The organism is Arthrobacter sp. RAF14 (genome assembly GCF_052114185.1).
Taxonomy (GTDB): domain Bacteria; phylum Actinomycetota; class Actinomycetes; order Actinomycetales; family Micrococcaceae; genus Arthrobacter_E.
Map to the genome: position 1 here is coordinate 751,339 of NZ_JBFREG010000001.1, position 23,558 is coordinate 774,896.

Consider the following 23,558-nt stretch of genomic DNA (forward strand, 5'->3'; position numbering starts at 1 on the left):
GACACCCCGTGGCCATTTTCACTGATCCCATCAAGGAACATGCTGACTTCGGCCCCGGGGACGCGGAATGGCTCCATCTGCTGGTCGGCGACTGGCAGATGGTGGCCGATCTGGCCTTCGCCGACCTCGCCCTGTGGTTCCCCGATCCTGAACTGGGATTCGTGGCACTCGCTCATGTGAGGCCGTCCACGAGTCACACGGTGTTCCACACGGACTTCGTCGGCGAAGGCATCCGCTCCGACCTGCAGCCTCTCGTGGAGCGGGCCTGGAAATCCCGCCATATCGAGCGTTCCTCCGAGGCAGCTTGGAGCAACGGCGACTCCGCGCTCCGGGTGGAGGCCATCCCGATGGTCCGCAACGGCCGGACCCTTGCCGTCGTGACTTCTCACCTGGACCTGTCGAGCTCCCGGATGCCGTCCCGTCTGGAGCTCACCTACCGGCAGTGCGCCTATGACCTGCTCAAGATGGGGACCCAGGGCCTCTGGCCGGACTTCGCCTCACCGACGGGGTCGCGCCGCGGTGCGCCCCGCGTGGGCGATGGCCTCATCCGCTTGGACGCCGATGGCATCGTGCAGTACGCCAGCCCCAATGGAGTGTCCGCCTTCAGGCGGCTCGGCGACATCGAATCGTTGGAGGGGCGCTCCCTCGCCGAGGTCACGGCGGGTCTGATCAAGGATCGCCGTCTGGCGGATGAGACTCTTCCGCTCGTGGTCACGGGCCGGATGCCGTTACGCAGCGAGATCGAGTCCCGCGGTGTGTCTCTGACGCTGCGTGCCATCCCGCTTCGCGACGGGACTCATCGTTTCGGCGCCCTGGTCCTGTGCCGAGATGTCTCCGAGCTGCGTCGTCGTGAACAGGAACTGGTGAGTAAGGACGCCACTATCCGCGAGATCCACCACCGGGTCAAGAACAACCTTCAGACCGTCGCGGCATTGCTGCGGATGCAGTCGCGCCGCATGGTGAGCGACGAGGCCCGCCAGGGCCTGGAGCAGGCGATGCGCCGGGTGGCGACCATCGCCCGCGTGCATGAGACGCTGTCGCAGGGGCTGTCCCAGGTGGTGGATTTCGATGAACTCATCAGCCCTCAGTTCCGGCTTTCCGCAGAAGTCGCCTCCCCGGCGCAGAAGGTGAGCACGGAGCTGACCGGCGAATTCGGCAAGCTGCCGAGCGATCTGGCTACCCCGCTGGCACTGGTCATCAACGAATTGGTGACCAACGCGGTCGAACACGGCCTGCAAGACCGGGCGGGCACGGTATGGCTCGACGCGCAGCGGAGCGTGACCGAGGCAGGCGAACGCCAGCTCACCGTCACGATCTCCGACGACGGCGTGGGACTGCCTCCGGACGCGGAACCGGCCGCCGGGCCGGGGCTGCTTGGAGGCACCAGCGGCGGCCTTGGCCTGCAGATCGTGCGAACCCTCGTCACCTCGGAACTGCGGGGCACCATCAGGTGGCTCGCGCGGGACGGCGGAGGAACGGTCGTCCGGCTGGTGGTTCCTCTCGACGCGTAGTCTCAGGCCGCACGGCACACTCGGTTTCAGCCCGGCGGCTCGGCCGGGGGTGATCGTCTCGGAGCGCTGTCGGAGTGTCGGAGTATTGAGTGAAAACGCGAAGGCGGGCCGGAACCCTGAGGTTCCGGCCCGCCTTCGCGTTCGATGACTTCTGTGGCCTCAGGAGGCCCGACGAGCCCTCGCGGCGCGGCGCTTGAGTGCGCGGCGCTCGTCCTCGCTCATGCCACCCCAGACGCCGGCGTCCTGGCCGGACTCGAGGGCCCACTGCAGGCAAGTGTCCACGACCGGGCACCGGCGGCAGACGCTCTTCGCTTCTTCAATCTGGAGAAGCGCTGGGCCCGTGTTGCCGACAGGGAAGAAAAGCTCGGGGTCCTTGTCCAGGCAGGCGGCACGGCTACGCCAATCCATGCGATCACTCACTCCAAATCTGTGTCTCAGGCTTTGTGAAAAATTTCACTTGGCCCTTCATAGGAAAGGGGCCATTTCTGGCCCCGCGACTCTATTAACAAGCGTGTCACGTTAACGCGGAGCAAACAAGGGGTGAAAGCCGTCAAATCGCCGGAAAACATGAGTGGTGCATCACATCCCCGGCTCAGTGATGTCCCGAATTTGACTATGTCCGGTAGGGTGCGAATGTGTCAAGGGCCCTGCCGCGCGGCGCCCGTCACAGCCGATCGGCTGAAAGAGAAAGCATACAGATGAATCCGACAGAAACCGGTGTTCCCTCGCCACGTCCTCTCTCGGTGACCCTGGTCTCTTTGGTGGCGTTGGTTGAGGGGCTCGTCCTGCTGGTGGTCGCCGGCGTCTATGTGGTGAATCTCCTGGCGGGGACGCCCGTCCTCACCTTGGCGGGTGCGATCTTCCTGGCCGTGCTGTTCGCCGCGCTGGGCCTGGGCCTCATGGCGATCGGGCACTTCCTCTTCCGCGGGTACCGCTGGCCCCGATCGGGTGCCCTGGTGGCACAGCTCTTCATCCTTGCCATCGGAATCCCCACTCTTCAGGCGGGCCTGATCTGGCAGGGTCTTCTCATCATCATTCCTGCGGCCGTATCCGCAGTGCTCATTTTCGATCCGAGGGCAGTCGCCTACGGTCGATGGGGCACACAGGCTGTCGAGCCTGAGGAGGAACGCGGCGCCGGGGAGCAGGACTCCGAAGGCACAGCGGGTGGGACGTCCAGTACCCCGCGCTAAGGACCTTTGGCTGGAATGAGCTTCGGCTCTCTCGACGAGTTCGGATCATCGTGCCGGTCCTCGGCAGCGAGTGACACCGGCTGAGCCAGGTGAATGCCTCCGGGGAGGCTCGCACTTCTGATCAGCACTCGTGAAGACGATGGATGGAGTGCGGCGATTGCTTGGGCGAGCCGGCGGTCGTCCTCGATTTTCGCCGACGGCAAGTACAGCGCATGACTCACGGCTGTCATCACGCGCCCGCCGGCAAGCCCATCGTCGCCGCCCAGGAGAAATCGGAATCCGGCGTTTCCTTCATTGCGGAGCAGATCCAGAAGCTCATGCTCCAGCCCGTAGTTCTCCGAGCGCCGTATTGCGGCGAGCGTCGCCTCCCAGGATTCCACGTGAATGACCATCGCCTCAGCCGAGTCGGCTGGCATGGTGCGCAGGCGTCGGACGAGGCCGGCGATCCGTTCCGTGTCCTGGGCATGAATCTCCTGCAGCGGGCTGAGCCGTTGCAATTCCGGCTGTCGTGAAGTGTCCAAGTCCACGTCCGATCCCAAGTCAGGGCTTGCGTCCGTGAGGGTGCCGGTGGTCATTCGGTCCGATCGACAGCCTGTCAGCGGCTGGGCGGCGCCCGCCTTGCTCCCGGGACTCTGCACCCTGATGGAGATGAGCCGGCGGGCCCGTCCGGAGAATGCCTGGCTGAGGACTGCTTTGGCGAGGCCCTCCCGGTCGCGGGAGGCTCCGAGCAACGCCACTGACTCTCCTGGCGACCACCTCATGACGCGCAATTCCTGGAGTTCAGGAAGATCGACCACGGCGAGGGCCGGCCGGCCGTCGGGAGGGCATGATGGGTGCGGTTCGGACGTGAACGGCTCGATATTCAAGGGTCCGAAGCACAACGGATCGAAATATGAAGGAAGCGGAGACGCGAGAACCCGGCGCGGTTCTGGAGACGGCACTCCCGCCTCAGCGGAGGGCCCGGCGCCGACCTGCCCATGAGGGCCAGCGGAGCGCAGCATCCGGGCAGCCTCTGACGGATGAGCACCACGTTCGCCCCAGGGAGGCAGGGCACTGGCCGCTGCTTGCCAGTAATCCCAGGCCGTCGATATCTCCCGGCACCACTCCGCGATGCGCTCGGTGTCGGAGGGTGATTCCAATGCGGTGTCATCGGAGGGGACGCTGCTCTCATCCCACATCCGAACCTTCACCTCGTCCGCCCGCAGAGCGGGCACGGCGGCAGGGTGCGCCACCTGGATCATCATCTTCTCGGATCCTCTCGCCAGCACGGCCCGTCCAGGATGGTCGGCGGGGATGCCTGCGGCCAGGGCGGTTCCGATCACGTCCAGGGAATCGAGTTCGGACTGAACCCTCAAGGCGATGCGGGTACCGAGGTTGGCGCGGATGTCGGCGCTGATGGCACCCTGCGGCCGCTGTGTCGCCAGGATGAGATGCAGCCCGAGCGATCGCCCGATACTGGCCAGGCGGACGAGCTCGCCCAGGCTGTCGGGCGCGTGGTCCATCATCATCCGGAATTCGTCGATCACCAGGCAGATCCGGGGGAGTGGTGGCTCGCCGCTCGGTCGACGTCGCCTGTATGCGGCCCAGTCGGAGACGTTCAACTCGCGAAATCTTCGTTCCCTCTGAGTGATCTCCGCCCGGACAGACACGAGGACACGATCCAGCTCGGCCGGCCCCAGATCGGTGACGAGCCCATGCACGTGGGGCAATGAACGCAGTGCATGAAAGGCGGCGCCCCCTTTGAAGTCGACCAGGACGAAACCCAGCTCGGTGGGCGGCAGCCGGCTTGCCGCGGAGAGGAGGAGCGAACGGAGCAGGTCGGACTTGCCGGCCCCTGTGGTGCCGGCGACGAGAAAGTGTGGTCCGTCCTGTACCAGGTCCAGGGCGGCCGGTCCGTCTCCTCCGATTCCGAAGGGGACGACGAAGGTCTCCGTGCCGTATGAGGAATGCCAGGCTTCCAGAATCGCAGGGCAGGTGAAGGGAACGAGGTCGGCGAGTGCCACCTTGTCCGGAAGGTCGGAGGATCCCCAGGCCGGGCCCGCGGGCTCGACCGCGGCGGCCAATCGGCGGAAGTTCCGGCAGAACCTTTCCATGACCTCCGGCGAGACCAGATCGGGGACGAATCGGACGGCGCCGGGTTCTGAGGAGGATCCGTCCCCAAGCGGTGCGGCGCTCCCCGGTGCTCCGTGGGCGGGAAAGCCCGCTCCGGAACCGGCACGCCTGACCGTGCCGATGACGCGGTCGATTCTGACGACCGTGAAGCCGCGAGGCTCCGGAGACTCCTGAGGCACCGGTCCGCCGGGAACGGGTGAGCCGTGGACCACGACACTCAGTGGATCAGCGTCCGCCCGGATCTCCGCGGGGTCAGGTGGAGGAACTGCGGGAGCCCCGATCGCGACGATGCCGGCGGCTTCCGGCGTTCGTGAGGCGGAATCACGGGCTTCCTCCCAAGTGTCGGCCCAGCGGACGTGAGGAAGGAATCGCAAAGACGATGGCATGACGCGCCGGGGGTCCACCAGAACGAGCTCGGGACGGCGTTCGCGTGGTCGCCGGAGCAGCTGAACGATGAGTCCGTTGACGAAATCCACATACTCCGTCGGATTCCCCACGACGAGCAGCCCGGGATCCGCCCGGGTGATCACCGGCCCATCCGGGTGAACGATCGGGACCGATCCGGGGACAGCCGTTATGGACTGGCGAGAGGCCGGAGACCACGGCCATCCCCGGCCTCCGTGCTTTCGCTGAACGCGGGAACTCCGGCGCCCTCCCGGTCCCCAGCCGACTGCCGGCATCCATCTCAGTGCTCCCGCCCGGGGCTCCCGGGCCCGCCGCCACGCAGGGGATGTGCGCGTGGAGGTCACGTCCGTGCGGCACTCGATGTTCGCCACGACATTCCCGGTGCCGAGACGGAGCCAGAGGCCTGCACTGGAGTCCGGGACGCTTGAGCCCTGCCCGGGGGCGACGCCCAGGGCAGACGGTGAGCTCGTCGGTCTCCCGCGCGATGGCGAGGTGGGGGCGCCCCGGGCGAGGAGGAGCGCCCCCAACGGTGGAAAGGAGGTCTCCTGCTCCCTGCGGTCGTCGGCGATGGCCCGCTCGAGTTGTGCTCGGAATGACCGTGCCGCGCTGGTACCGGTGATCGCCGGATACACGAAGGGCGCCGTGGACAGCAGCGAAAGAAGCGCGAACTGCCACGATCCGGAGCCCCACGCCAGTACGACACCGCCGAGTAGAGGACCCAGAGCCATCATCACGGTGGTCAGGCGGTTTTGAGACGTCATCGGAGCAGCGACTTCGCGGGGTGCTCCCGGAGTCTCACCGAGCGATGCGAGATCAACTTCCCACAGCGCCGCAGGGCGGATGGAGAAGACGGTGGCGCCGCAGCGGATGACGCTGTCGGTGGAGATCGTGGTCGTGCCGCGGACCTCCACGCCGTCCACGAAGGTCCCGTGGAGACTCCCGCGGTCGGTCCACCGGATGGCCTCGGAGGAGACCGAGAGCACCGCATGGTCCCGGGACAGGCTCGGATCCGTGAGACGTATGGAGCGTCCGCCCCGTCCGAGGTGATGCTCGCCACGTCGCAGAGCGAGCGTCGCCCCCGCATCCGGCCCGGAGAGGACCACGAGCTCCAGATGCGCGGCCGGTTCCGATCGATCTTCCGGCCCGGGGCCGGTCGGAAATCCGGCCCCCAGGATGATGCAGCCTGCCACCAGGGGATCGCGGCCGGGAGTTAAAGCGTCCAGCGGCCGACCCGCGGCGGTGTGCTGAGCCGTGCCGAATCGGCGGTGGAGTGCGGACGAGAGGTCCTTGCCGGTCGCCGTCGGGCCGCATTCGACCGTGAGTTCGAGCGGGACCGCAGCGACGCCGGAAGGGTGCGCGGCGCCGTCGGGCATCACCAGCGTGCACTCGAGAATCACCGGCGGATTCAGAGGTTTCATGCCCTGAACATTAGGAAGAGAGGTGCCCGGATGGACCGCATGAGTCTCGCTATGTGGACAAGTCGGTCCTCCGGCCTGTGCACTCAAACTCGGGTACCCTAGTTCAGCAGGCGCATGCTCCTCCGTGCATGGGCACCGTACCGCCCCGAGTAGTTCAGGAGAATTGGTGAACGCTGATCTGGTTGTTGTCGGTTCAGGCTTTTTTGGTCTGACCATCGCGGAACGGGCCGCGCGTGAACTGGGCCTGAAGGTCGTGGTCCTGGACAAGCGCCACCACATCGGTGGAAACGCTTACAGCGAGACTGAGCCCCAGACGGGAATCGAAGTGCACCGTTACGGAGCGCACCTCTTCCACACCTCGAATGAGAAGGTCTGGGAGTACGTCAACCGTTTCACCACCTTCACGAATTACGTTCACAAGGTCTACGGCGTTCACAAGGGCGAGGTCTACTCCCTGCCCATCAACCTCGCCACGATCAACCAGTTCTTCCGGTCCAATCTGACGCCCGGTGAGGCGAAGGCGCTGATCCAGGAGCAGGCCGGCGAGCTGGCGGGCACCGACCCCCAGAATCTCAACGACAAGGGCATCCAGCTGATCGGACGTCCCCTCTATGAGGCGTTCATCAAGCATTACACCGGCAAGCAGTGGCAGACCGATCCCAAGGATCTGCCGGCGAGCATCATCTCCCGCCTTCCGGTCCGCTACAACTACGACAACCGGTACTTCAACGACAAGTACGAGGGTCTGCCCACCAACGGTTACACCGCGTGGATCGAGAAGATGGCGGAGCACCCGAACATCGAGGTGCGCCTGAACACCGACTTCTTCGATGACTCGCATGAGTACTCCAAGTCCAAGGTGGTCGGCAAGATCCCCGTGGTCTACACGGGCCCCGTGGACCGCTACTTCGACTACGTCGAGGGCGACCTCTCCTGGCGCACGATCGACTTCGAAGAGGAAGTCCTGCCGATGGGCGACTTCCAGGGCACGAGCGTGGTGAACTACAACGACGAGGACGTCGCCTTCACTCGCATCATCGAGCCCCGTCACTTCCACCCGGAGCGCGGCTACCAGGAGGAGAAGACCGTCATCATGCGCGAGTTCTCGCGCTTCGCGGACAAGGGTGACGAGCCGTACTACCCGATCAACACCCCTGAGGACCGCGACAAGCTCCTGAAGTACCGCGATCTCGCGGCAGCGGAGGACATGGTCCTGTTCGGCGGCCGTCTCGGCACCTACAAGTACCTGGACATGCACATGGCGATCGGTTCCGCCCTGTCCATGTTCGAGAACAAGATCCGTCCTGCGTTCGCGGACGGAGCCAAGATGGAAAGCGGTGGGGTGGACGCATGAGCTCCGAAACGACGGCAGCAGCGAACGAGTGGACCTGTCTCCAGAGGGTGATCCTGCCCGAGGTGACGCAGATGGACACCGCTCCTCTGTACATCGACATGGGGTCCGCGATCGGACGCTCCATCCCCACGATCCCCGGCGCAGCGCCGTCGGACACCTCGCGAGCCGGCGCGAGCGCGCCGTCCCGTGAGGTCCACTCCGAGGACTTCCTGAGCCGCACCTCGACGAAGGTCCGTGAGGGCGAACGTGCCTCCTTCGGCACTTACTTCAACGCGTTCGCCGCGAGCTACTGGCGCCGCTGGACCACGCTGGAAGCCGTGCAGCTCCGCGTGCACACCTCCGGCACCGGCACGGTGATCGTCTACAAGTCCAATGCGCGGGGCTCGCTCCAGCGCGTGGCCACCCAGCGGGTGTCCGGGACGGCGGAGTCGATCTTCGACCTCACGCTCGCCCCGTTCGGCGACGGCGGCTGGTACTGGTTCGACCTCGTGGCCGGCTCCGAGGCGCTGCTCCTCAAGTCCGCCGAGTGGGGGACTCCCACGAGCGGTCCGGAACTCGGTTCCGTGACGATGCAGATCACGACGCTCAACAAGACCGACTACTGCATCAACAACCTGCGCCTCCTCGCGCAGAACGAAGACGCGCTGACCCACGTCAAGGAGATCCTGATCGTCGATCAGGGCACCCAGAAGGTCTCGGAGGCCGCAGGGTTCGACGAGGTCAAGGAACAGCTCGGCGACCGCCTGCGCATCATCAACCAGGACAATCTGGGCGGGTCCGGCGGCTTCGCCCGCGGCATGTTCGAGTCGCTCGAGAACGGCAGCGACTATGTGCTGCTCATGGACGATGACATCGTCGTCGAACCGGAGTCGATCCCGCGCCTGCTGACCTTCGCGGCCTTCTGCCGCAAGCCCACTCTGGTGGGCGGTCACATGTTCGACCTCTACAACCGCACGGTGCTCCACACCTTCGGTGAGGTCGTGAACCCGTACCGCTTCCAGCCGGACGCCCCGCACCCGGACATGCAGATGGGCCACGACTTCATGGCCTCCAACCTGCGGCAGACCCCCTGGCTGCACCGCCGCGTCGACGTCGACTACAACGGCTGGTGGATGTGCCTCATCCCCACGTCCGTGATCCGCGAGATCGGCCTCTCCCTGCCGGTCTTCATCAAGTGGGACGACGCCGAGTACGGCCTGCGTGCCAAGGCGAACGGTTACGCGACGGTCAGCCTGCCGGGCTCCGCCGTCTGGCACGTCTCCTGGATCGACAAGGACGACCTGGTCGGCTGGCAGGCCTACTTCCACGCCCGGAACCGTGCCATCGCGGCGCTCCTGCACAGCCCCTACGAGCTGGGCGGCCGAGTGCTCAAGGAGTCCCAGTTCGCGGACATCAAGCACATCGTGTCCATGCAGTACGCGACCGTGGAAGGCCGCCAGTGGGCCCTCGACGACCTCATGGCCGGTCCGGACCGTCTTCACGAGATGCTGAACACCCGCCTGCCGGAGATCCGCGGAATGCTGTCGCAGCACCAGGACACCGTCTTCAAGAGCGACCCTGAGGCGTTCCCGACGCCCAAGATGGCCAAGCCCCCGAAGAACGGCAGGGGCTTCAGCAAGCCGAACCTGGTGAGCCTGCTGCCGTGGACGGCCAAGACCGTGATCCGCCAGCTGTTCGTCCCGGTCAACGAGCTCAGCAAGGAATACCCGCAGAGCAAGGTGGCCCACCAGGACAACAAGTGGTGGACGGTCTCGCAGTACGACTCCGCCGTGGTCTCCAACGCGGAAGGCACCGGCGCGTCCTGGTACCGCCGCAGCCCGGAGAAGGTCCGCAATTACCTGGCCGGCTCGAGCCGCCGTCACGCGTCGCTCCTGAAGGAGTGGAAGAACCTCCGCGAGGTCTACCAGAAGGCGCTGCCGGAGATGACCTCCGTCGAGTCCTGGCGGAAGACCTTCGAGAAGCACACGCAGCCGGGGGCTGAATGACGCAGGCAGAGACGGGCCTGGTCCAGCCAGGCCTGGGACGTGGCCTCCGGGACGTCTTCAGGGAGCGGTATCTCCTGAAGCTCCTGGTGGGCAAGGAACTGAAGATCCGCTACCGGGGTTCGATCCTGGGACTCCTGTGGTCCTATGTGAAGCCCGGCGTGCAGTTCGCCGTGTTCTATGTGGCGCTCGGCATCTTCCTCGGCCTGGAGAAGGGCCTGCACAACTATGCGGTGTACCTCTTTTCCGGCATCGTCCTGGTGAACTTCTTCTCGGAGTCGCTGAGTAACGCGTCCCGGTCCATCGTGAGCAACTCGGGTCTGATCAAGAAGATCTACCTCCCGCGGGAGCTGTTCCCGGTCAGCTCCGTGTGGGTCTCCGGGGTGCACTTCGTGCCCCAGCTCGCAGTGCTCCTGATCGCCTGTTTCGCGACGGGTTGGAAGCCCGATTGGCACAGCGCCATCGCGATGGTCGGCGGATTCCTGGTCGTGGCGATGTTCGCCATCGGCCTGGGCCTCTTCTTCAGCGCAGTCAACGTGTTCTTCCGCGATGTGGAGAACATCGTCGACCTGTTCCTCATGGTCGCCACCTGGGCCTCGCCCGTGATGTACCAGTGGACCATGGTGCGCAACGCTTTCGGGAGCACCTGGTACACGGTCTATCAGTGCAACCCGCTGACGATCGCCGTCGAACTCTTCCACTACGCGTTCTGGATGCCGACGACGGACGGCCGGGCACCTGCCGCACCCGACCACCTACTGAGCCTCTGGCTGCCTGTCGGCCTCGTGGTCTCGGCACTCGTGATGCTGCTGGGCCAGTGGACGTTCCGCAAGCTCGAATCCCGTTTTGCCCAGGAGTTGTAGACCGTGAACGAATCTCCGATCGCCGTCGAGGTCCGGGGCATCAGTAAGCAGTTTGTGCTGAGGCATTCCCGCTCCATCAAGGAGGCCATCGTCTGGCTGTTCAAGGGCCGGAAGGGTGATCTCTCCAGCAAGTTCCACGCCCTCAAGGACATCAACCTGGAGATCCGTCAGGGAGAGAGCGTCGCGCTGCTCGGCCTGAACGGCTCCGGCAAGTCGACGCTGCTGAAGCACATCTCCGGTGTCATGACACCGGATGAGGGCACAGTACGGACCCGCGGACGAGTTGCCGGGCTGATCGAAGTCGGCGCGGGTTTCCACCCAGACCTCTCAGGCCGGGATAATGTTTTCCTCAACGGCGCCATCCTGGGGATGACCGAGGAACAGATCAGGGAACGGTACGACTCGATCGTTGAATTCGCCGAGATCGAGCAGTTCATCGAGACTGAAGTGAAGTTCTACTCATCCGGGATGTATTTGCGGCTTGCTTTTTCAGTCGCGGTGCACACCGATCCTGAAGTATTCCTCGTGGATGAGATCCTCGCTGTGGGCGACGAACCGTTCCAGCGTAAGTGCCTTGCCAAGATTCGTGAATTGGTTGATGCAGGTAAGACTTTGGTGGTCGTGAGTCATGACCTGGACCTGGTTCAGCGGATCTGTGCCCGGGGAATCGTATTGGAGCACGGCAAGGTGGTCTTCGACGGGTCTTCCGAGGACGCAGTGTCCACTGTTCGGAGTCAGTGATGAGTGGGCCGCCAAAGCCAGTCCAGCGGCCCGACATCCAGGGCCTGAGGACGCTCGCTGTCGGTCTGGTGATCGTCTTCCATCTCGATCCGTCGTGGCTGCCCGGTGGATTCATCGGTGTGGACGTCTTCTTCGTGATCTCAGGTTTCCTGATCATCGGCTCGCTCGTCAGGGAAGCGGAGCGAAGTGGGACGGTCGACCTGGCGGCATTCTATTCGCGTCGTGTCAGACGACTTCTCCCGGCAGCCACCCTGGTGACTGTGCTCACTCTGGCCGCGAGCCTAGTGTTTTTACCCACCACCCGCTGGCTGTCGATCGCCTGGGATGCGATTATGTCCGCCTTGCAGGTGCAGAACTGGAACCAGGCGTACTCAGCCAATAGTTATGCCGACGCAACGGCAGCCCCCTCGCCTTTGCAGCATTATTGGTCACTTGCCGTCGAGGAACAGTTCTATCTTGTGATCCCTTTCCTCGTCATTGCGTGTTGTTGGGTCGCCCGCAGCGCCGGTCTCGACCGTCGGCGCGTCGTTTGGCTGGCTCTGGCCGTGATTGTCGGTGCATCCCTGATTCATTCCGCTGTCATCTCGGTCACCCAGCAGCAGATGGCGTATTTCATGACGACCACGCGTGCCTGGGAACTGCTCCTGGGCGGCTGCGCCGCCTTGCTCGCACCCCGGCTGAGATTTCCGCACGGAGTGAGAGCGCTCCTTGCATGGCTCGGCTTGGCCGCGATCCTCGTTTCCGCCGTGAGCTTCACCACGGCGATGCCGTTCCCCGGCCTAGTCGCCCTTCTTCCAGTAGCGGGGACCTGTCTCCTGCTTGCTCTGGGACCGGAAAACACCGGTGGCCAAGAACTGGACTTTCGTCATCCGGGAGGATTCTTCAGCCTCCGGCCGATGACTTTCCTCGGCGACATCTCGTACTCGCTATATCTCTGGCACTGGCCCCTGATCACGATGTGGGTTTCGGTCAAGGAACGCGCACCGGGACCCCTGGCGGCCATCGGTTTGACGGTGACGAGCATTCTTCTGGCAGTGATCTCCTACTATTGCGTGGAACAACCATTCCGCAGGCCACCTCGGCCAAGGCTTCCTCGGTTGGGCCGACACAGCCGGTCATTTGCTCGGAATTCCCGTCCGGCTGTGGGTCTTGCCATCTGCCTGACCGCCGTGAGCATTGCGTTCGGGGGAGGTCTTTGGCTATCAGAGGGTGAGCGTTCACGGAGTCTGTTCGACACATACCCATCCGCAGACTACCCAGGCGCGACGGCTATGGACGGGGGCGAACCCGCAACCCCAGCAGGTTCAGTTTCGGTAGCGCCTGACCCCGCCGTCGCCGCGCGAGATCTGCCCTTGGTGAACCGGCGGGGATGCGCGCTGTGGGAGCCAGGGAAGACTGACATCGCCAAGTGCGAGTATGGTGACCTCGGGGCAGAGAAGCGGGTCGTTCTGCTGGGTGATTCCCATGCAGGACAGTATTCTGATCCGCTCGACATCCTGGGTAGGCAGCGGCACTTCCGCCTAACGGCGCTGACAAGGAATGGGTGTCCGTTCAGCGCGGCACCTGCGTCCTCCGCCACCGAAGTTTTCACCAACTGTTCTGACCAGAATCGCAAGACAGCCAGGATCGTGCGGGATCTTCGCCCTCAACTCGTCGTGATCAGCGGCATGGTTCCTGCCGGGTATGCGAAGGATCTTAAGTGGACCTGGAGATCCGATCGAGAACTTGGCGATGGATACGGCGAACTCATCAGGACTTTTGCCAATGCCGGAATTGCAGTCCGGGTAATTCGTGACAATCCATTGCCTTCCCGCCGAATCCCGGACTGTGTCGCTTCGCGCGGATCGGACCGTGAGTGTAGTTTCCCCAGGGAGAACGCCGCCGATCCCATGGTAGAGATCTCGCGGAGGTTTCCATCCGTTCAGTTGGTTGACCTCGATCGATATTTCTGTGTGAAGGGGACGTGTCCGGCCGTGGTCGGCAATGTCCTGGTCTACCGGGACAACCACATGACCGCCACCTATGCGAAGACCCTGAGCCGGGCTCTAGGGAAGGAGCTGGGCCTGTGACCGGGCCTGGTGGATGCCCAGCGGCCCGTATGCGACGGCGAGTCATAGCCAACTTCAGGGCCTTGCCGGGCGGCTGATACTGCGGCGCGGAACGAGAACGGCTCAATTTTGGATATTCTGGCTTGCGGGGCTTGTTAGTAGCCTGCTTCGAGGCCGTCATCAGGAAAAGGATCACCGACACGTGAAAATTGCAGTCATCGCCCTGGGCAAGATCGGGCTCCCGCTTGCCGTCCAGTTCGCGTCGAAGGGCCACGAGGTGGTCGGCGTCGACGTGAACCAGACCGTGGTGGACCTGATCAACCAGGGGCAGGAACCGTTCCCCGGTGAGGCCCACCTTCAGGAGAAGCTCTCCGAACTGGTGCCCGCAGGCAAGCTGAAAGCGACCACCAGCTACGCGGAGGCCGTCCCCGGTGCCGACGCGATCGTCCTCGTTGTCCCGCTGTTCGTCGACTCTGAGGCCCGTCCGGACTTCGGCTGGATGGACGCCGCCACGGAGGAACTGGCCAAGCACCTCACGCCCGGCACCCTCGTCTCCTATGAGACCACCCTGCCGGTCGGCACCACCCGCACCCGCTGGAAGCCGGCCCTGGAAGCCGGTTCCGGTCTGGTGGAGGGCAAGGACTTCCACCTGGTCTTCTCCCCGGAGCGTGTCCTCACGGGCCGCGTCTTCGAAGACCTCCGCAAGTACCCCAAGCTCGTCGGTGGACTGAGCGAGGAAGGCGCCCGCAAGGCGGTCGAATTCTACGAAGCCGTGCTCGACTTCGACGAGCGCCCCGACCTCAAGCGCCCCAACGGTGTCTGGGACCTGGGCTCCGCCGAGGCCTCCGAACTCGCGAAGCTCGCCGAGACCACGTACCGCGACGTCAACATCGGGCTCGCCAACCAGTTCGCCCGTTTCGCCGGTTCCCAGGGCATTGACGTCTACCAGGTCATCGAGGCGTCCAACTCGCAGCCGTACAGCCACATCCACATGCCCGGCATCGCCGTCGGCGGCCACTGCATCCCGGTGTACCCACGCCTGTACCTCTGGAACGATCCGGAGGCCACCGTCGTGCGTGCGGCCCGTGCCGCCAACGCCGACATGCCCGACTACACCGTGGGTCTGCTGGAAGGCGCCTATGGCGACCTCAGCGGCGCCCGCGTCGTCGTGCTCGGCGCCGCCTACCGCGGCGGTGTGAAGGAGACCGCGTTCTCGGGCGTGTTCGACGCCGTCCGCTCGCTCCAGGCGCGCGGGGCCGTCGTCACCGTGCATGATCCGCTCTACACCGATGCGGAGCTGGAGAAGCTCGGCTTCACGGCTCATCACCTCGGCGACGCCGTTGACGCCGCCGTCGTTCAGGCCGATCACGCCGAATACCGGGAGCTCGCGCCTGAGGCACTGCCCGGCGTCAAGGTGTTCGTCGACGGCCGCCGGGTGAGCAGCGCAGAGCAGTGGCCTGGGGTGACCTACCGGGTCATCGGCAAGGCCTGAGGGGGAAAGGAACGGCATGAGTGCATTCATCGCGCCCGGCGCGGACGTCTCGGACGCCGCGACCCTGGGGGAGGGAACCAAGGTCTGGCACCTCGCCCAGATCCGTGAGGACGCCAACCTCGGGGAGAATTGCATCGTGGGCCGCGGAGCCTACGTCGGCACCGGCGTCCAGATCGGCGACAACACCAAGATCCAGAACTACGCTCTGGTGTACGAGCCGGCGAAGCTCGGCAAGGGCGTCTTCATCGGCCCCGCCGTGGTGCTGACCAATGACACGTACCCGCGTTCCGTGAGCCCGGACGGCTCGCTCAAGAGCGCGCATGACTGGACTCCGGTGGGAGTGACCATCGAGGACGGCGCGTCCATCGGCGCCCGTGCAGTCTGTGTCGCCCCGGTCACCATCGGTCGCTGGGCGACCATCGCGGCAGGTGCCGTGGTCGCCAAGGACGTCCCGGCGTTCGCGCTCATGGTTGGCGTTCCGGCACGGCGGGTCGGCTGGGTCGGCAAGGCCGGCGAGCCGCTGAAGCAGGATGGCGAGTACTGGGTCTGCCCCGCCACGGGTCAGCAGTACCGCGAAAATGGAAACACTCTTTCGGAAGTCGAGGACAACGCATGAGCACGGAATTCATCCCGGCAGCCAAGCCGATCATCGGGGACGAGGAACGCGCCGCAGTCGACGCCGTCCTCGCCTCGGGCATGCTCGCCCAGGGCAAGGAGGTGGCTGCCTTCGAAAAGGAGTTCTCCGACGTCCTGCTGGACGGCCGCGCCTCTGTCGCCGTGAACTCCGGAACCTCCGGTCTGCACCTCGGCCTCCTGGCAGCAGGCGTGGGTCCGGGCGATGAAGTCATCGTGCCGTCCTTCACCTTCGCCGCCACCGGCAACTCGGTCGCCCTGACCGGCGCCACCCCTGTTTTCGCCGACATCGAGCTGGACCACTACACGCTGGACGTGGACCACGTGGCCTCCCTCATCACGGACAAGACCAAGGGCATCCTCCCCGTGCACCTGTACGGCCACCCTTTCGCCGCCGAGGCGTTCGCCAAGCTGGCCGAAGAGCGCGGGATCGACCTGTACGAGGACGCCGCGCAGGCTCACGGCGCCAGCCTGAACGGTCGTAAGGTCGGCACCTTCGGCACCTTCGCCATGTTCAGCCTGTACCCCACCAAGAACATGACCAGTGGTGAAGGCGGCATGGTCTCCACCCCCGACGCCGACGTCGAGCGCCGCCTGCGCCTGCTGCGCAACCAGGGCATGGAGAAGCAGTACGAGAACGAGCTGGTGGGCTTCAATGCCCGGATGACCGATCTCCACGCCGCGATCGGCCGCGTGCAGCTGACCAAGGTGGAGGGCTGGACCGCGCAGCGCCAGTCCAACGCCGCGTTCCTTGACGCCAACCTCGAAGGCGTGGGCACGCCCAAGGTCGCCGACGGCGCCGTGCACGTGTACCACCAGTACACGATCCGCGTCCCCGAAGACCGCGACGGCCTGGCCAAGGCACTCCGCGAGGAGTACAACATCGGTTCCGGCGTGTACTACCCGGTCCCGAACCACCGCCTCCCGTCCTTCAACCGCACCGAGGATCTGCCCAACACGGAGGCCGCGGCCCTCGAAGTGCTCTCCCTTCCGGTGCATCCGTCCCTCAGCCAGGGCGACCTGGAGCGCATCGTCACTGCGGTGAACACGCTCGTCAAGGCAGGTGCCTGAGCCATGGCGAATCTGCGCGCAGGCCTGATCGGCCTCGGCATGATGGGGCGGCACCACGCCCGCGTGCTGAAGGAGATCGACGGCGTCGACCTGGTGGCCGTCGCCGACTCCTTCGGTGACCCCCACGGCGTGGCCGGAGGTGTGCCCCTGCTGTCCTCGGTGGAGGAGCTCATTGCTCAGGGTCTCGACATGGCCGTGGTAGCAGTCCCCACGGGGCTTCACGAGGAAGTGGGGCTCGCCTTGGCGGAGGCCGGTGTCCACACGCTCGTGGAGAAGCCGATCGCTGCGTCCGTTCCCGCCGGGGAGCGCCTGGTGGAGGCTTTCGACGCCAAGGGCCTGGTGGGCGCGGTCGGTCACATCGAACGTTTCAACCCAGCCCTGCAGTCGCTGCGGGCCCGGATCGAAGCCGGTGAACTGGGCGACGTCTACCAGATCGCCACGCGTCGGCAGGGGCCGTTCCCGGCCCGGATCGCGGACGTCGGAGTGGTCAAGGACCTCGGCACGCATGACATCGATCTGACGGCCTGGCTCGCGCAGAGCCCGTTCGCCACGATCTACGCGCAGACCACCACCCGCAGCGGCCGTCCGCATGAGGACATGGTCGTGGCCACCGGCCGTCTGGAAAGCGGCGTGATCACCAACCATCTGGTCAACTGGCTCTCTCCCATGAAGGAACGGATCACCATCGTCACCGGTGAAAAGGGTGCCTTCGTGGCGGACACCGTGACCGCTGATCTGACGTTCTTCGAAAACGGCACCGTGGCCACGCAGTGGGAGTCCATGGCGGCATTCCGTGGCGTGTCCGAGGGCAATGTCACCCGTCTGGCGATCGCCAAGCCGGAGCCGCTGCGCACTGAGCACGAAGCCTTCCGCGACGCCATTCTCGGCATCCGGAACGACGTCGTGACCATGCGTGAAGGCCTCGCCACCCTGCGTGTGGCGGAAGCCTGCCTGGAATCGGCCGCAACGGGCAACACGGTGGAGCTCTCCGCATAGTGGCTGGCCGAAAAGTCCTCATCACCAGCAGGATCTTCGCTCCGGAGCCGTCTGCTGCGTCGTTCAGGCTGCGCGCCTTGGCCAAGGGCCTCTTCCGCGCGGGCCACGACGTTCAGGTGCTCACGGTGAAGGACGGGGGTGGGCGAGCCGAGGAACACTTTGATTTCCCGGTGCGCCGCTGGCCCGTCAAACGGGATTCCTCCGGATATGTGCGGGGGTACGTCAGCTACATGAGTTTTGACATACCGCTGTTCTTCCGGGTCCTGTTGGCGAGGAAGCCTGCAGTGGTGATCACTGAGCCGCCACCCACTACGGGGGCCGTGATCCGGCTCGTCTGCTGGATCCGGCGAATTCCTTACCTCTACTACGCCGCCGATGTCTGGGCGGATGCCGCCGCCCAGACGGGTGCCAGTCCCATGGTGCTGAGAGTGCTGAGGGCCCTGGAGGTCTGGGCCTGGTCTGGAGCTGCGGGCATCCTCTCCGTTTCTCCGGGGGTCACTGTGCGGCTCAAGGAGCTGGGCGTCACTCGCCCGGTCCACACAGTGGGGAATGGGATCGACGCCGCTCTTCTGAACGTTGGGCTGGGGCAGCCTGCTCCACTCGGTGAACCCTATTTCGTCTATGCGGGTACGGCGTCCGAAGTCCACGGAGCGGGAATCTTCCTCGACGCGTTCCGTCGTCAGAGGGAGTTCCTGAGGCCCTGTCGTCTGGTATTCATCGGGGGCGGTGTGGACCGTCTCAAGCTGGAGGAAGAAGCTGAAGCCGCCGGGCTGAGCGGCCAGGTGATCTTCCTGCCGACGGTGCGCCCGGAGGAACTCGCACCGTGGCTGGCTCACTCGGTGGCTTCTCTGGCCAGCGTACGCCCTGGGCTGGGCTACGATTTCGCCTTCCCCACTAAGCTCTACTCCTCGGCGGCTTGCGGTGCGCCCATGATCCATTCCGGGGCGGGGCCGGCGCAGGAGTTCCTCGCCACCACGGTGGATGGCAGGCCGCTGGGCCGGAGTGTGGTCTTCGACGTGGAAGCGGTCGGGACCGCCATGACAGAGGCCTTCTCGACGTACTCCGGCGAGACCGTGGCCGATCGTACTGCACATCGCACCGCGGTCCGGGACTGGGCCGTGAACCACGTCTCGCTTGAGGCCGTGACAGACCGGATCGAGGCTGTCGTCCGCGCGGTTTGAGAAGTCCTGCGAGCGCTCCACGGAGCCGATCGTCACGACATTTGTGGAATACTGTTCCAGTGAGTCGAACTTGGATAGTCATCCCGATGTTCAATGAGGCGAGTGTCGTTGGGCAAGTCATCGAAGGCTTACTTCCACACTTCCCGTATGTCGTCTGTATCGATGACGGCAGCACGGATGGCAGCCAGGACGTGGCCCGCAAGGCAGGCGCCGTCGTCGTGCAGCACCCGGTGAATCTCGGTCAGGGCGCAGCCCTGCAGACCGGTTTCAGCTATGCTCTGCAGGATCCTGAGCTGGATTGCGTGGTGACCTTCGACGCCGACGGCCAGCACAGGGTGGAGGATGCCCTGGAGATGGTCGCCCGTGTCCGTTCCGGGGAAGCGGAGATCGTTCTCGGATCGCGCTTCCTGGACTCCCGGACCAACGTCGGGAAACTCAAACGCCTCGTTCTGAAAGTCGCAGCCATCCAGTCCAGGATCACCACAGGCATGAACCTGACTGATGCTCACAACGGACTCAGGGCGATCGGGCCGGATGTGCTGAAGAAGATCCATCTTTCCCAGAACCGCATGGCGCACGCTTCGGAACTGGTCAACCAGCTGGCTTCCATGAAGCCCCGCTGGGTGGAGCATCCAGTGGAGATCATCTACACGGACTACTCCAAATCCAAAGGCCAGTCGCTGCTCAACTCGATCAACATCATCGCCGACCTCTTCTTTAGGTAAGTCATGCAAATCCTTGTTCAGATCGTTCTGGTCATCGCCGTAATTCTCGGGTCGATCGCGCTCATGCGCGGAGGCACCAATGCCCGGCATCTTGCGATTCGCAGAATCATGCTCATGGTGTTTGCCGTGTGTGCTGCGCTGTCCGTCATTTTCCCGGAGATTCTTACGGGCGTCGCGCATGCTCTGGGTATCGGTCGTGGGACGGATCTGGTGCTCTACGCGATGGTGGTCCTGTTCTTCGTCTACATGGCCACGGCTTTTCAGCGCTCCCGGCAGACCGAAGTGACGCTGACCAAGCTGGCACGGAAGATCGCCATCGACGAAGCACCGAATCCTGTGGATGTGGCTGAGAAGGGCGACATCACGGGGCGTTGAGCTACGCTCCACTTTCCAGGATGGCAACGGAAGCATATTCATTCGACACCAGATGGGTGGGACGGGGCGTATGAAACCTCGGATTCTTTGTATTTCTTTCTCTGACATCAACAGTGACTCCCGGGTTCTGAGGCAGGTCGCCGTGCTGGCCGAGTTCGGCGAAGTCACCACACTGAGCTACGGCGCCAGACCTGAGCTGGCCACCAGCCATCTGGAGATCGATGCGAGCCTGCCCTCTTTGCCTCAGACGCTGAAGGGTGTCCTCCAGCTGGGCCTGAGAATGCATCGCGCGGCGTTGTTCGAAGCTCCCGCGGTCCGCGCAGCTTTCGAGGCGGCCCGTGGCATCCCCTTCGACATCATTGTTGCCAACGAGGCACGGGCGCTGCCGCTGGCCCACTCGCTGGCGGATCTGTTGTCCCCGCGTCCCATGGTCTGGTGCGATCTGCATGAGTGGGCTCCCGAGGAACGTGCCCATGTGCTTTCCTGGCGTCTGCTGGTGAAGCCGTTCATGACCTACGTCTGCCGGGAGTTCCTGCCGAAGACCGAGGCTGTGACGGTGGTCAACGGTTCGATCGGCGAGCTCTACCGGCAGCAGTTCGGCGTGAGCTGCCACGTGGTCAGGAATGCCAGCAAGTACCGTGACATCCAGCCCAGCGCCGTGCAACAGGGCACCGTGCGTCTGGTTCATTCAGGGTCTGCAGTTCCTGGCCGGAATCTGGAAGGCATGATCGAAGCAGTTCAGCTGCTCGATGAGAGCTACTCTCTGGACTTTTATCTGGTGGGGGCAAGGGACGGTGGCCGTTACCTTGAACAGCTCAAGGGTCTGGCCAAGGGTTCGGAACGCGTCAGGTTCCATGACGCGGTGCCGCCGGAGACATTGTCGGAAGTGCTCAACGCCTACGATCTGGGTATCTTCAGCCTCCCACCGCGGACCAAGAATCACGAGCTGATGCTGCCGAACAAGTTCTTCGACTTCGTCCAGGCGCGTCTGGGGATCGTGTTCAGTCCGTCCCCCGAGACCTCCAGGCTCATCGATGAATATCACTTGGGTGCCATCGCGGCCGACCACTCTCCTCAGGCCCTCGCCGACGCCATTCGTTCGGTGGGAACGGGTCAGAGCATCACCGAGCTGAAGAGGAATGCCCACGAAGCCGCGCGCTTCCTGAACTCTCAGCACGACGAGGAGACCGAACGGGAGATCCTGCGCGGGTTCTCCGACAGCCTCCCGGGCCACCGGTAGGACCGTCGTGCCGCGCCTCGAAGTGATCATCCCGGTGCACTCCGAGCACCGGCCGCTGGGACGAGCCATGGCCAGTGTACTGGGGGAGTCTCCGCAGACGGATGTTCATGTCACCGTGGTCTGCCACAACATCACCGCAGACCGCATCGCCGGGACGCTTGAGCAGCTCCCCCCGGCGGGCCGGGTCTCCTTCCTGGAGTTCCGGGACGGCATCAACTCACCAGCAGGCCCCAAGAATTTCGGGATCGCGGCAAGCGACAGCGAATACCTGACGGTCCTCGACTCCGATGACCACTTGGATCCCGGCGCCCTGGACGTCTGGACCGACAGTGCTGTCGAGAACCGGGCGGGCTTGGTGGCTCCTCGTCTGAAGAACGAGAACGGGCAGCGTATCAGAACCCCCCGCAGCCGGTGGCGACGGCACCACGACCTGGATCCGGCGAAGGACGGGCTCGCCTACGCCACCGCTCCCCGGGGACTTTGGCGGAGGAGTCTTCTGGAGTCGACGGGGGAGCGGTACACCAACGGGCTGCGGACCGGGGAGGACCTGGCACTGGGCCTTCGCCTGTGGTTCTCCGGGACCAGGATCGAACATCCCGTGCGCGGAGCTTACATCTTGACCGGGGACGGCAATGACCGGGTCACAGATCAGAGGTGGACCGTGGAGGAACAGCTTGAGCCGTTGCTGCGGCTGGACCTTGAGTGGCTGCAGAGCCTACGGACATCGGAGCGGCGTGCCATCGCCACCAAGCTCTGGCGCACCAACGTGATCGGTGCGGCAGTCTCGCAGGCCGGGACGAGCGTTTTCCCCAGCGCCACGGAGCTGGACGTGTTCCGCCGGCTTGGAGCATTTCTGGAGCGTGTGGCCCCGCTGAACCGTTTGCCCCTGAGCGTCGCGGAGGAGGGGCTGGCTTCGGCCCTGCTGCGCTCGGAGACAACCGAGAAGGTCGCTGACGGAATCTGCGGATTTTTGAACTCCTCTGTGTCCCAGAAGATCATGACGCGGTCGCCGGGGCTGATGTGCGCCGCCGACAGCCCCTTCCGTTCCCTGCTCAGGGCACGGCTGCCGGAGTGACCAGCCGGTGGCTCAGGAAGCTGAAGCCAGCGACCGGTAGTGCTCTTCGAGTTCCCGGACGCTCTCTGAGAGGCTGCGGTTCCTGACCACGAAATCGCGGGCGGCTCGCCCGCGTTGTTCGTGAGCCGCCCGATCCTCCGTGAGAAGGCGCGAAAGGCCCAGCGCGAGCGCATCGCCGTCGTTCTCGGCGATCAGGAGGCCGGCGTCCGGTGAGATCATCTCCGGCACCCCACCGCTGCGGTAGGCGACTACCGGAACGCCGCAAGCCTGCGCTTCCAACGGAACCAGCCCTGCTGCCTCACGGGTGCCTCGGTCCTCGGTGCTGGGGAAAGCCAGCACGGTGGCTTTGCGCAGCTCGTCACGAAGGCGGGCCCGGTCCACCTGGCCGAGAGGGGAGATATGCGGATGTTCCCGAGCGATGCGCCCGACTTCCTCCTCCAGAGGACCACGCCCGATGATGATCAGGTCATGAGGGAGTCTGGAGGAGAGCTCCACGGATGCCCTGAGGAGCTGGTCGATACCCTTCTGACGGTTCAGAGTCCCGGCGAAGACAAGTCTCGGACGGTCGCTACTCTCGCCGGAGGCCTCTCCCGGGGTGAAGTAGTCAGTGTCGATCCCTTGATAGTGCACGGCCAGCTTCTCCGCCGGGAATCCGAAGTCGCGGGCGAGCCCGGCCAGGTACTTGCTGACGGGGAGAAGAAGGCTGCTGACCGAGGCGGCTTGGGCGATCGTTCTTCGCTGATAGCGGTACATCGGGCTGTTGCGGGTGCTGCCGAGTAACCGGACGTCGGATCCGTGGAGAGTCATCATGAGAGGTGTTCCAGTCCGGATCGCTGCCTGAGTGGCGGGCCAGGCCCAGCTTGCGAAGTGCTGGTGGATCACGTCCGGAGAATACGAGCTCACCGCTCTGGACATCGGCAGAAGAGCCACGGGCAGGAGACGTTCCCTCTGTGCGAACGGCAGGCCCCGGAAAGGAGTGAACTCGCGTACCTTCAGACCGGGCAAGGAGTCCTGGATCGAAGCGGCCAGGGTGAAGAACTCGAAGCTGATGTCATTCCCCGGCTGATGGAGCATTTCCAGGGCATGAGAGACCGCGAAGTAGGTGGGTGGCACCTTGAGAGTTCCCTTGGTGAGAGCGATCTTCAT

At 64.6% G+C, this 23,558-nt stretch carries 19 protein-coding genes and 1 pseudogene; 16 read left to right on the top strand and 4 right to left on the bottom strand.

Annotated features, from left to right (window positions below):
* The first annotated feature begins 8 nt into the window (after positions 1-8).
* Positions 9-1,511, top strand: coding sequence for a sensor histidine kinase (locus AB4Y75_RS03535; protein ID WP_441434501.1), 1,503 nt, complete (start codon positions 9-11; stop codon positions 1,509-1,511).
* 159 nt (positions 1,512-1,670) lie between these two features.
* Here the strand turns inward: AB4Y75_RS03535 and AB4Y75_RS03540 are convergent, their stop codons facing one another.
* Positions 1,671-1,919 carry a WhiB family transcriptional regulator gene (locus AB4Y75_RS03540; protein WP_066211085.1) on the bottom strand — a complete coding sequence of 83 codons (249 nt, stop codon included), beginning with the start codon at positions 1,917-1,919 and terminating at the stop codon, positions 1,671-1,673.
* Between the two features lie 290 nt (positions 1,920-2,209).
* Between AB4Y75_RS03540 and AB4Y75_RS03545 the strand changes: the two genes are divergently transcribed.
* Positions 2,210-2,701: a hypothetical protein gene (locus AB4Y75_RS03545; RefSeq protein ID WP_441434502.1), complete on the top strand. Its 492-nt coding sequence runs from the start codon at positions 2,210-2,212 to the stop codon at positions 2,699-2,701.
* Here the strand turns inward: AB4Y75_RS03545 and AB4Y75_RS03550 are convergent.
* Entirely contained in the window at positions 2,698-4,764 is a 2,067-nt protein-coding gene (locus AB4Y75_RS03550) for an FtsK/SpoIIIE domain-containing protein (protein WP_441435254.1), read from the bottom strand. The genes AB4Y75_RS03545 and AB4Y75_RS03550 overlap by 4 nt on opposite strands.
* A 1,296-nt stretch (positions 4,765-6,060) precedes the next feature.
* Positions 6,061-6,915 (bottom strand): annotated as a pseudogene (locus AB4Y75_RS03555) (FHA domain-containing protein); the annotation flags it as partial.
* On the opposite strand from AB4Y75_RS03555, the gene glf reads away from it, so the two are divergent.
* From glf to AB4Y75_RS03625, 14 genes are all read left to right on the top strand, one after another.
* Positions 6,803-7,990 carry a UDP-galactopyranose mutase gene (gene glf / locus AB4Y75_RS03560; protein ID WP_441434503.1) on the top strand — a complete coding sequence of 396 codons (1,188 nt, stop codon included), beginning with the start codon at positions 6,803-6,805 and terminating at the stop codon, positions 7,988-7,990. The pseudogene AB4Y75_RS03555 and the gene glf overlap by 113 nt on opposite strands.
* Positions 7,987-9,975, top strand: coding sequence for a glycosyltransferase (locus AB4Y75_RS03565; protein WP_441434504.1), 1,989 nt, complete (start codon positions 7,987-7,989; stop codon positions 9,973-9,975). Before glf ends, AB4Y75_RS03565 begins: the two co-directional genes overlap by 4 nt.
* On the top strand, positions 9,972-10,835 hold the full coding sequence (locus tag AB4Y75_RS03570; RefSeq protein ID WP_066211074.1) for an ABC transporter permease: 864 nt from the start codon (positions 9,972-9,974) through the stop codon (positions 10,833-10,835). The genes AB4Y75_RS03565 and AB4Y75_RS03570 overlap by 4 nt, the downstream gene beginning before the upstream one ends.
* Before the next feature lie 3 nt (positions 10,836-10,838).
* The gene (locus AB4Y75_RS03575) at positions 10,839-11,576 is read left to right on the top strand and encodes an ABC transporter ATP-binding protein (protein WP_441434505.1); all 738 of its coding nucleotides are present in this window, start codon (positions 10,839-10,841) and stop codon (positions 11,574-11,576) included.
* A complete protein-coding gene (locus AB4Y75_RS03580; protein WP_441434506.1) occupies positions 11,576-13,645 on the top strand; it encodes an acyltransferase family protein in 2,070 nt (689 codons plus the stop codon). The genes AB4Y75_RS03575 and AB4Y75_RS03580 overlap by 1 nt, the downstream gene beginning before the upstream one ends.
* A 181-nt stretch (positions 13,646-13,826) precedes the next feature.
* Positions 13,827-15,116 carry a nucleotide sugar dehydrogenase gene (locus AB4Y75_RS03585; RefSeq protein WP_441434507.1) on the top strand — a complete coding sequence of 430 codons (1,290 nt, stop codon included), beginning with the start codon at positions 13,827-13,829 and terminating at the stop codon, positions 15,114-15,116.
* Between the two features lie 16 nt (positions 15,117-15,132).
* Complete coding sequence (locus AB4Y75_RS03590; RefSeq protein ID WP_441434508.1) at positions 15,133-15,732, top strand: acyltransferase; 600 nt, start codon at positions 15,133-15,135, stop codon at positions 15,730-15,732.
* Complete coding sequence (locus AB4Y75_RS03595; protein ID WP_441434509.1) at positions 15,729-16,820, top strand: DegT/DnrJ/EryC1/StrS family aminotransferase; 1,092 nt, start codon at positions 15,729-15,731, stop codon at positions 16,818-16,820. Before AB4Y75_RS03590 ends, AB4Y75_RS03595 begins: the two co-directional genes overlap by 4 nt.
* 3 nt (positions 16,821-16,823) lie before the next feature.
* A complete protein-coding gene (locus tag AB4Y75_RS03600; protein ID WP_441434510.1) occupies positions 16,824-17,816 on the top strand; it encodes a Gfo/Idh/MocA family oxidoreductase in 993 nt (330 codons plus the stop codon).
* Positions 17,816-18,997 carry a glycosyltransferase gene (locus AB4Y75_RS03605; protein ID WP_441434511.1) on the top strand — a complete coding sequence of 394 codons (1,182 nt, stop codon included), beginning with the start codon at positions 17,816-17,818 and terminating at the stop codon, positions 18,995-18,997. Before AB4Y75_RS03600 ends, AB4Y75_RS03605 begins: the two co-directional genes overlap by 1 nt.
* An 86-nt stretch (positions 18,998-19,083) precedes the next feature.
* A complete protein-coding gene (locus AB4Y75_RS03610) occupies positions 19,084-19,722 on the top strand; it encodes a glycosyltransferase family 2 protein (protein ID WP_441434512.1) in 639 nt (212 codons plus the stop codon).
* Positions 19,723-19,725: 3 nt separating this feature from the next.
* Complete coding sequence (locus AB4Y75_RS03615) at positions 19,726-20,097, top strand: DUF2304 domain-containing protein (RefSeq protein ID WP_441434513.1); 372 nt, start codon at positions 19,726-19,728, stop codon at positions 20,095-20,097.
* A gap of 142 nt (positions 20,098-20,239) precedes the next feature.
* Positions 20,240-21,337, top strand: coding sequence for a glycosyltransferase (locus AB4Y75_RS03620; RefSeq protein ID WP_441434514.1), 1,098 nt, complete (start codon positions 20,240-20,242; stop codon positions 21,335-21,337).
* Between the two features lie 7 nt (positions 21,338-21,344).
* Positions 21,345-22,412: a glycosyltransferase family 2 protein gene (locus AB4Y75_RS03625; protein WP_441434515.1), complete on the top strand. Its 1,068-nt coding sequence runs from the start codon at positions 21,345-21,347 to the stop codon at positions 22,410-22,412.
* Between the two features lie 12 nt (positions 22,413-22,424).
* On the opposite strand, the gene AB4Y75_RS03630 is transcribed toward AB4Y75_RS03625, so the two are convergent.
* The gene (locus AB4Y75_RS03630; RefSeq protein ID WP_441434516.1) at positions 22,425-23,558 is read right to left on the bottom strand and encodes a glycosyltransferase family 4 protein; all 1,134 of its coding nucleotides are present in this window, start codon (positions 23,556-23,558) and stop codon (positions 22,425-22,427) included.

What these genes read in the sequence shown, in the direction of transcription:
- AB4Y75_RS03540 (WP_066211085.1), bottom strand. Translation starts at nt 1,919, where the DNA reads ATGGATTGGCGTAGCCGTGCCGCCTGCCTGGACAAGGACCCCGAGCTT.
- AB4Y75_RS03545 (WP_441434502.1), top strand. Translation starts at nt 2,210, where the DNA reads ATGAATCCGACAGAAACCGGTGTTCCCTCGCCACGTCCTCTCTCGGTG.
- AB4Y75_RS03565 (WP_441434504.1), top strand. Translation starts at nt 7,987, where the DNA reads ATGAGCTCCGAAACGACGGCAGCAGCGAACGAGTGGACCTGTCTCCAG.
- AB4Y75_RS03570 (WP_066211074.1), top strand. Translation starts at nt 9,972, where the DNA reads ATGACGCAGGCAGAGACGGGCCTGGTCCAGCCAGGCCTGGGACGTGGC.
- AB4Y75_RS03580 (WP_441434506.1), top strand. Translation starts at nt 11,576, where the DNA reads ATGAGTGGGCCGCCAAAGCCAGTCCAGCGGCCCGACATCCAGGGCCTG.
- AB4Y75_RS03590 (WP_441434508.1), top strand. Translation starts at nt 15,133, where the DNA reads ATGAGTGCATTCATCGCGCCCGGCGCGGACGTCTCGGACGCCGCGACC.
- AB4Y75_RS03595 (WP_441434509.1), top strand. Translation starts at nt 15,729, where the DNA reads ATGAGCACGGAATTCATCCCGGCAGCCAAGCCGATCATCGGGGACGAG.
- AB4Y75_RS03600 (WP_441434510.1), top strand. Translation starts at nt 16,824, where the DNA reads ATGGCGAATCTGCGCGCAGGCCTGATCGGCCTCGGCATGATGGGGCGG.
- AB4Y75_RS03610 (WP_441434512.1), top strand. Translation starts at nt 19,084, where the DNA reads ATGTTCAATGAGGCGAGTGTCGTTGGGCAAGTCATCGAAGGCTTACTT.
- AB4Y75_RS03615 (WP_441434513.1), top strand. Translation starts at nt 19,726, where the DNA reads ATGCAAATCCTTGTTCAGATCGTTCTGGTCATCGCCGTAATTCTCGGG.
- AB4Y75_RS03630 (WP_441434516.1), bottom strand. Translation starts at nt 23,558, where the DNA reads ATGAAGATCGCTCTCACCAAGGGAACTCTCAAGGTGCCACCCACCTAC.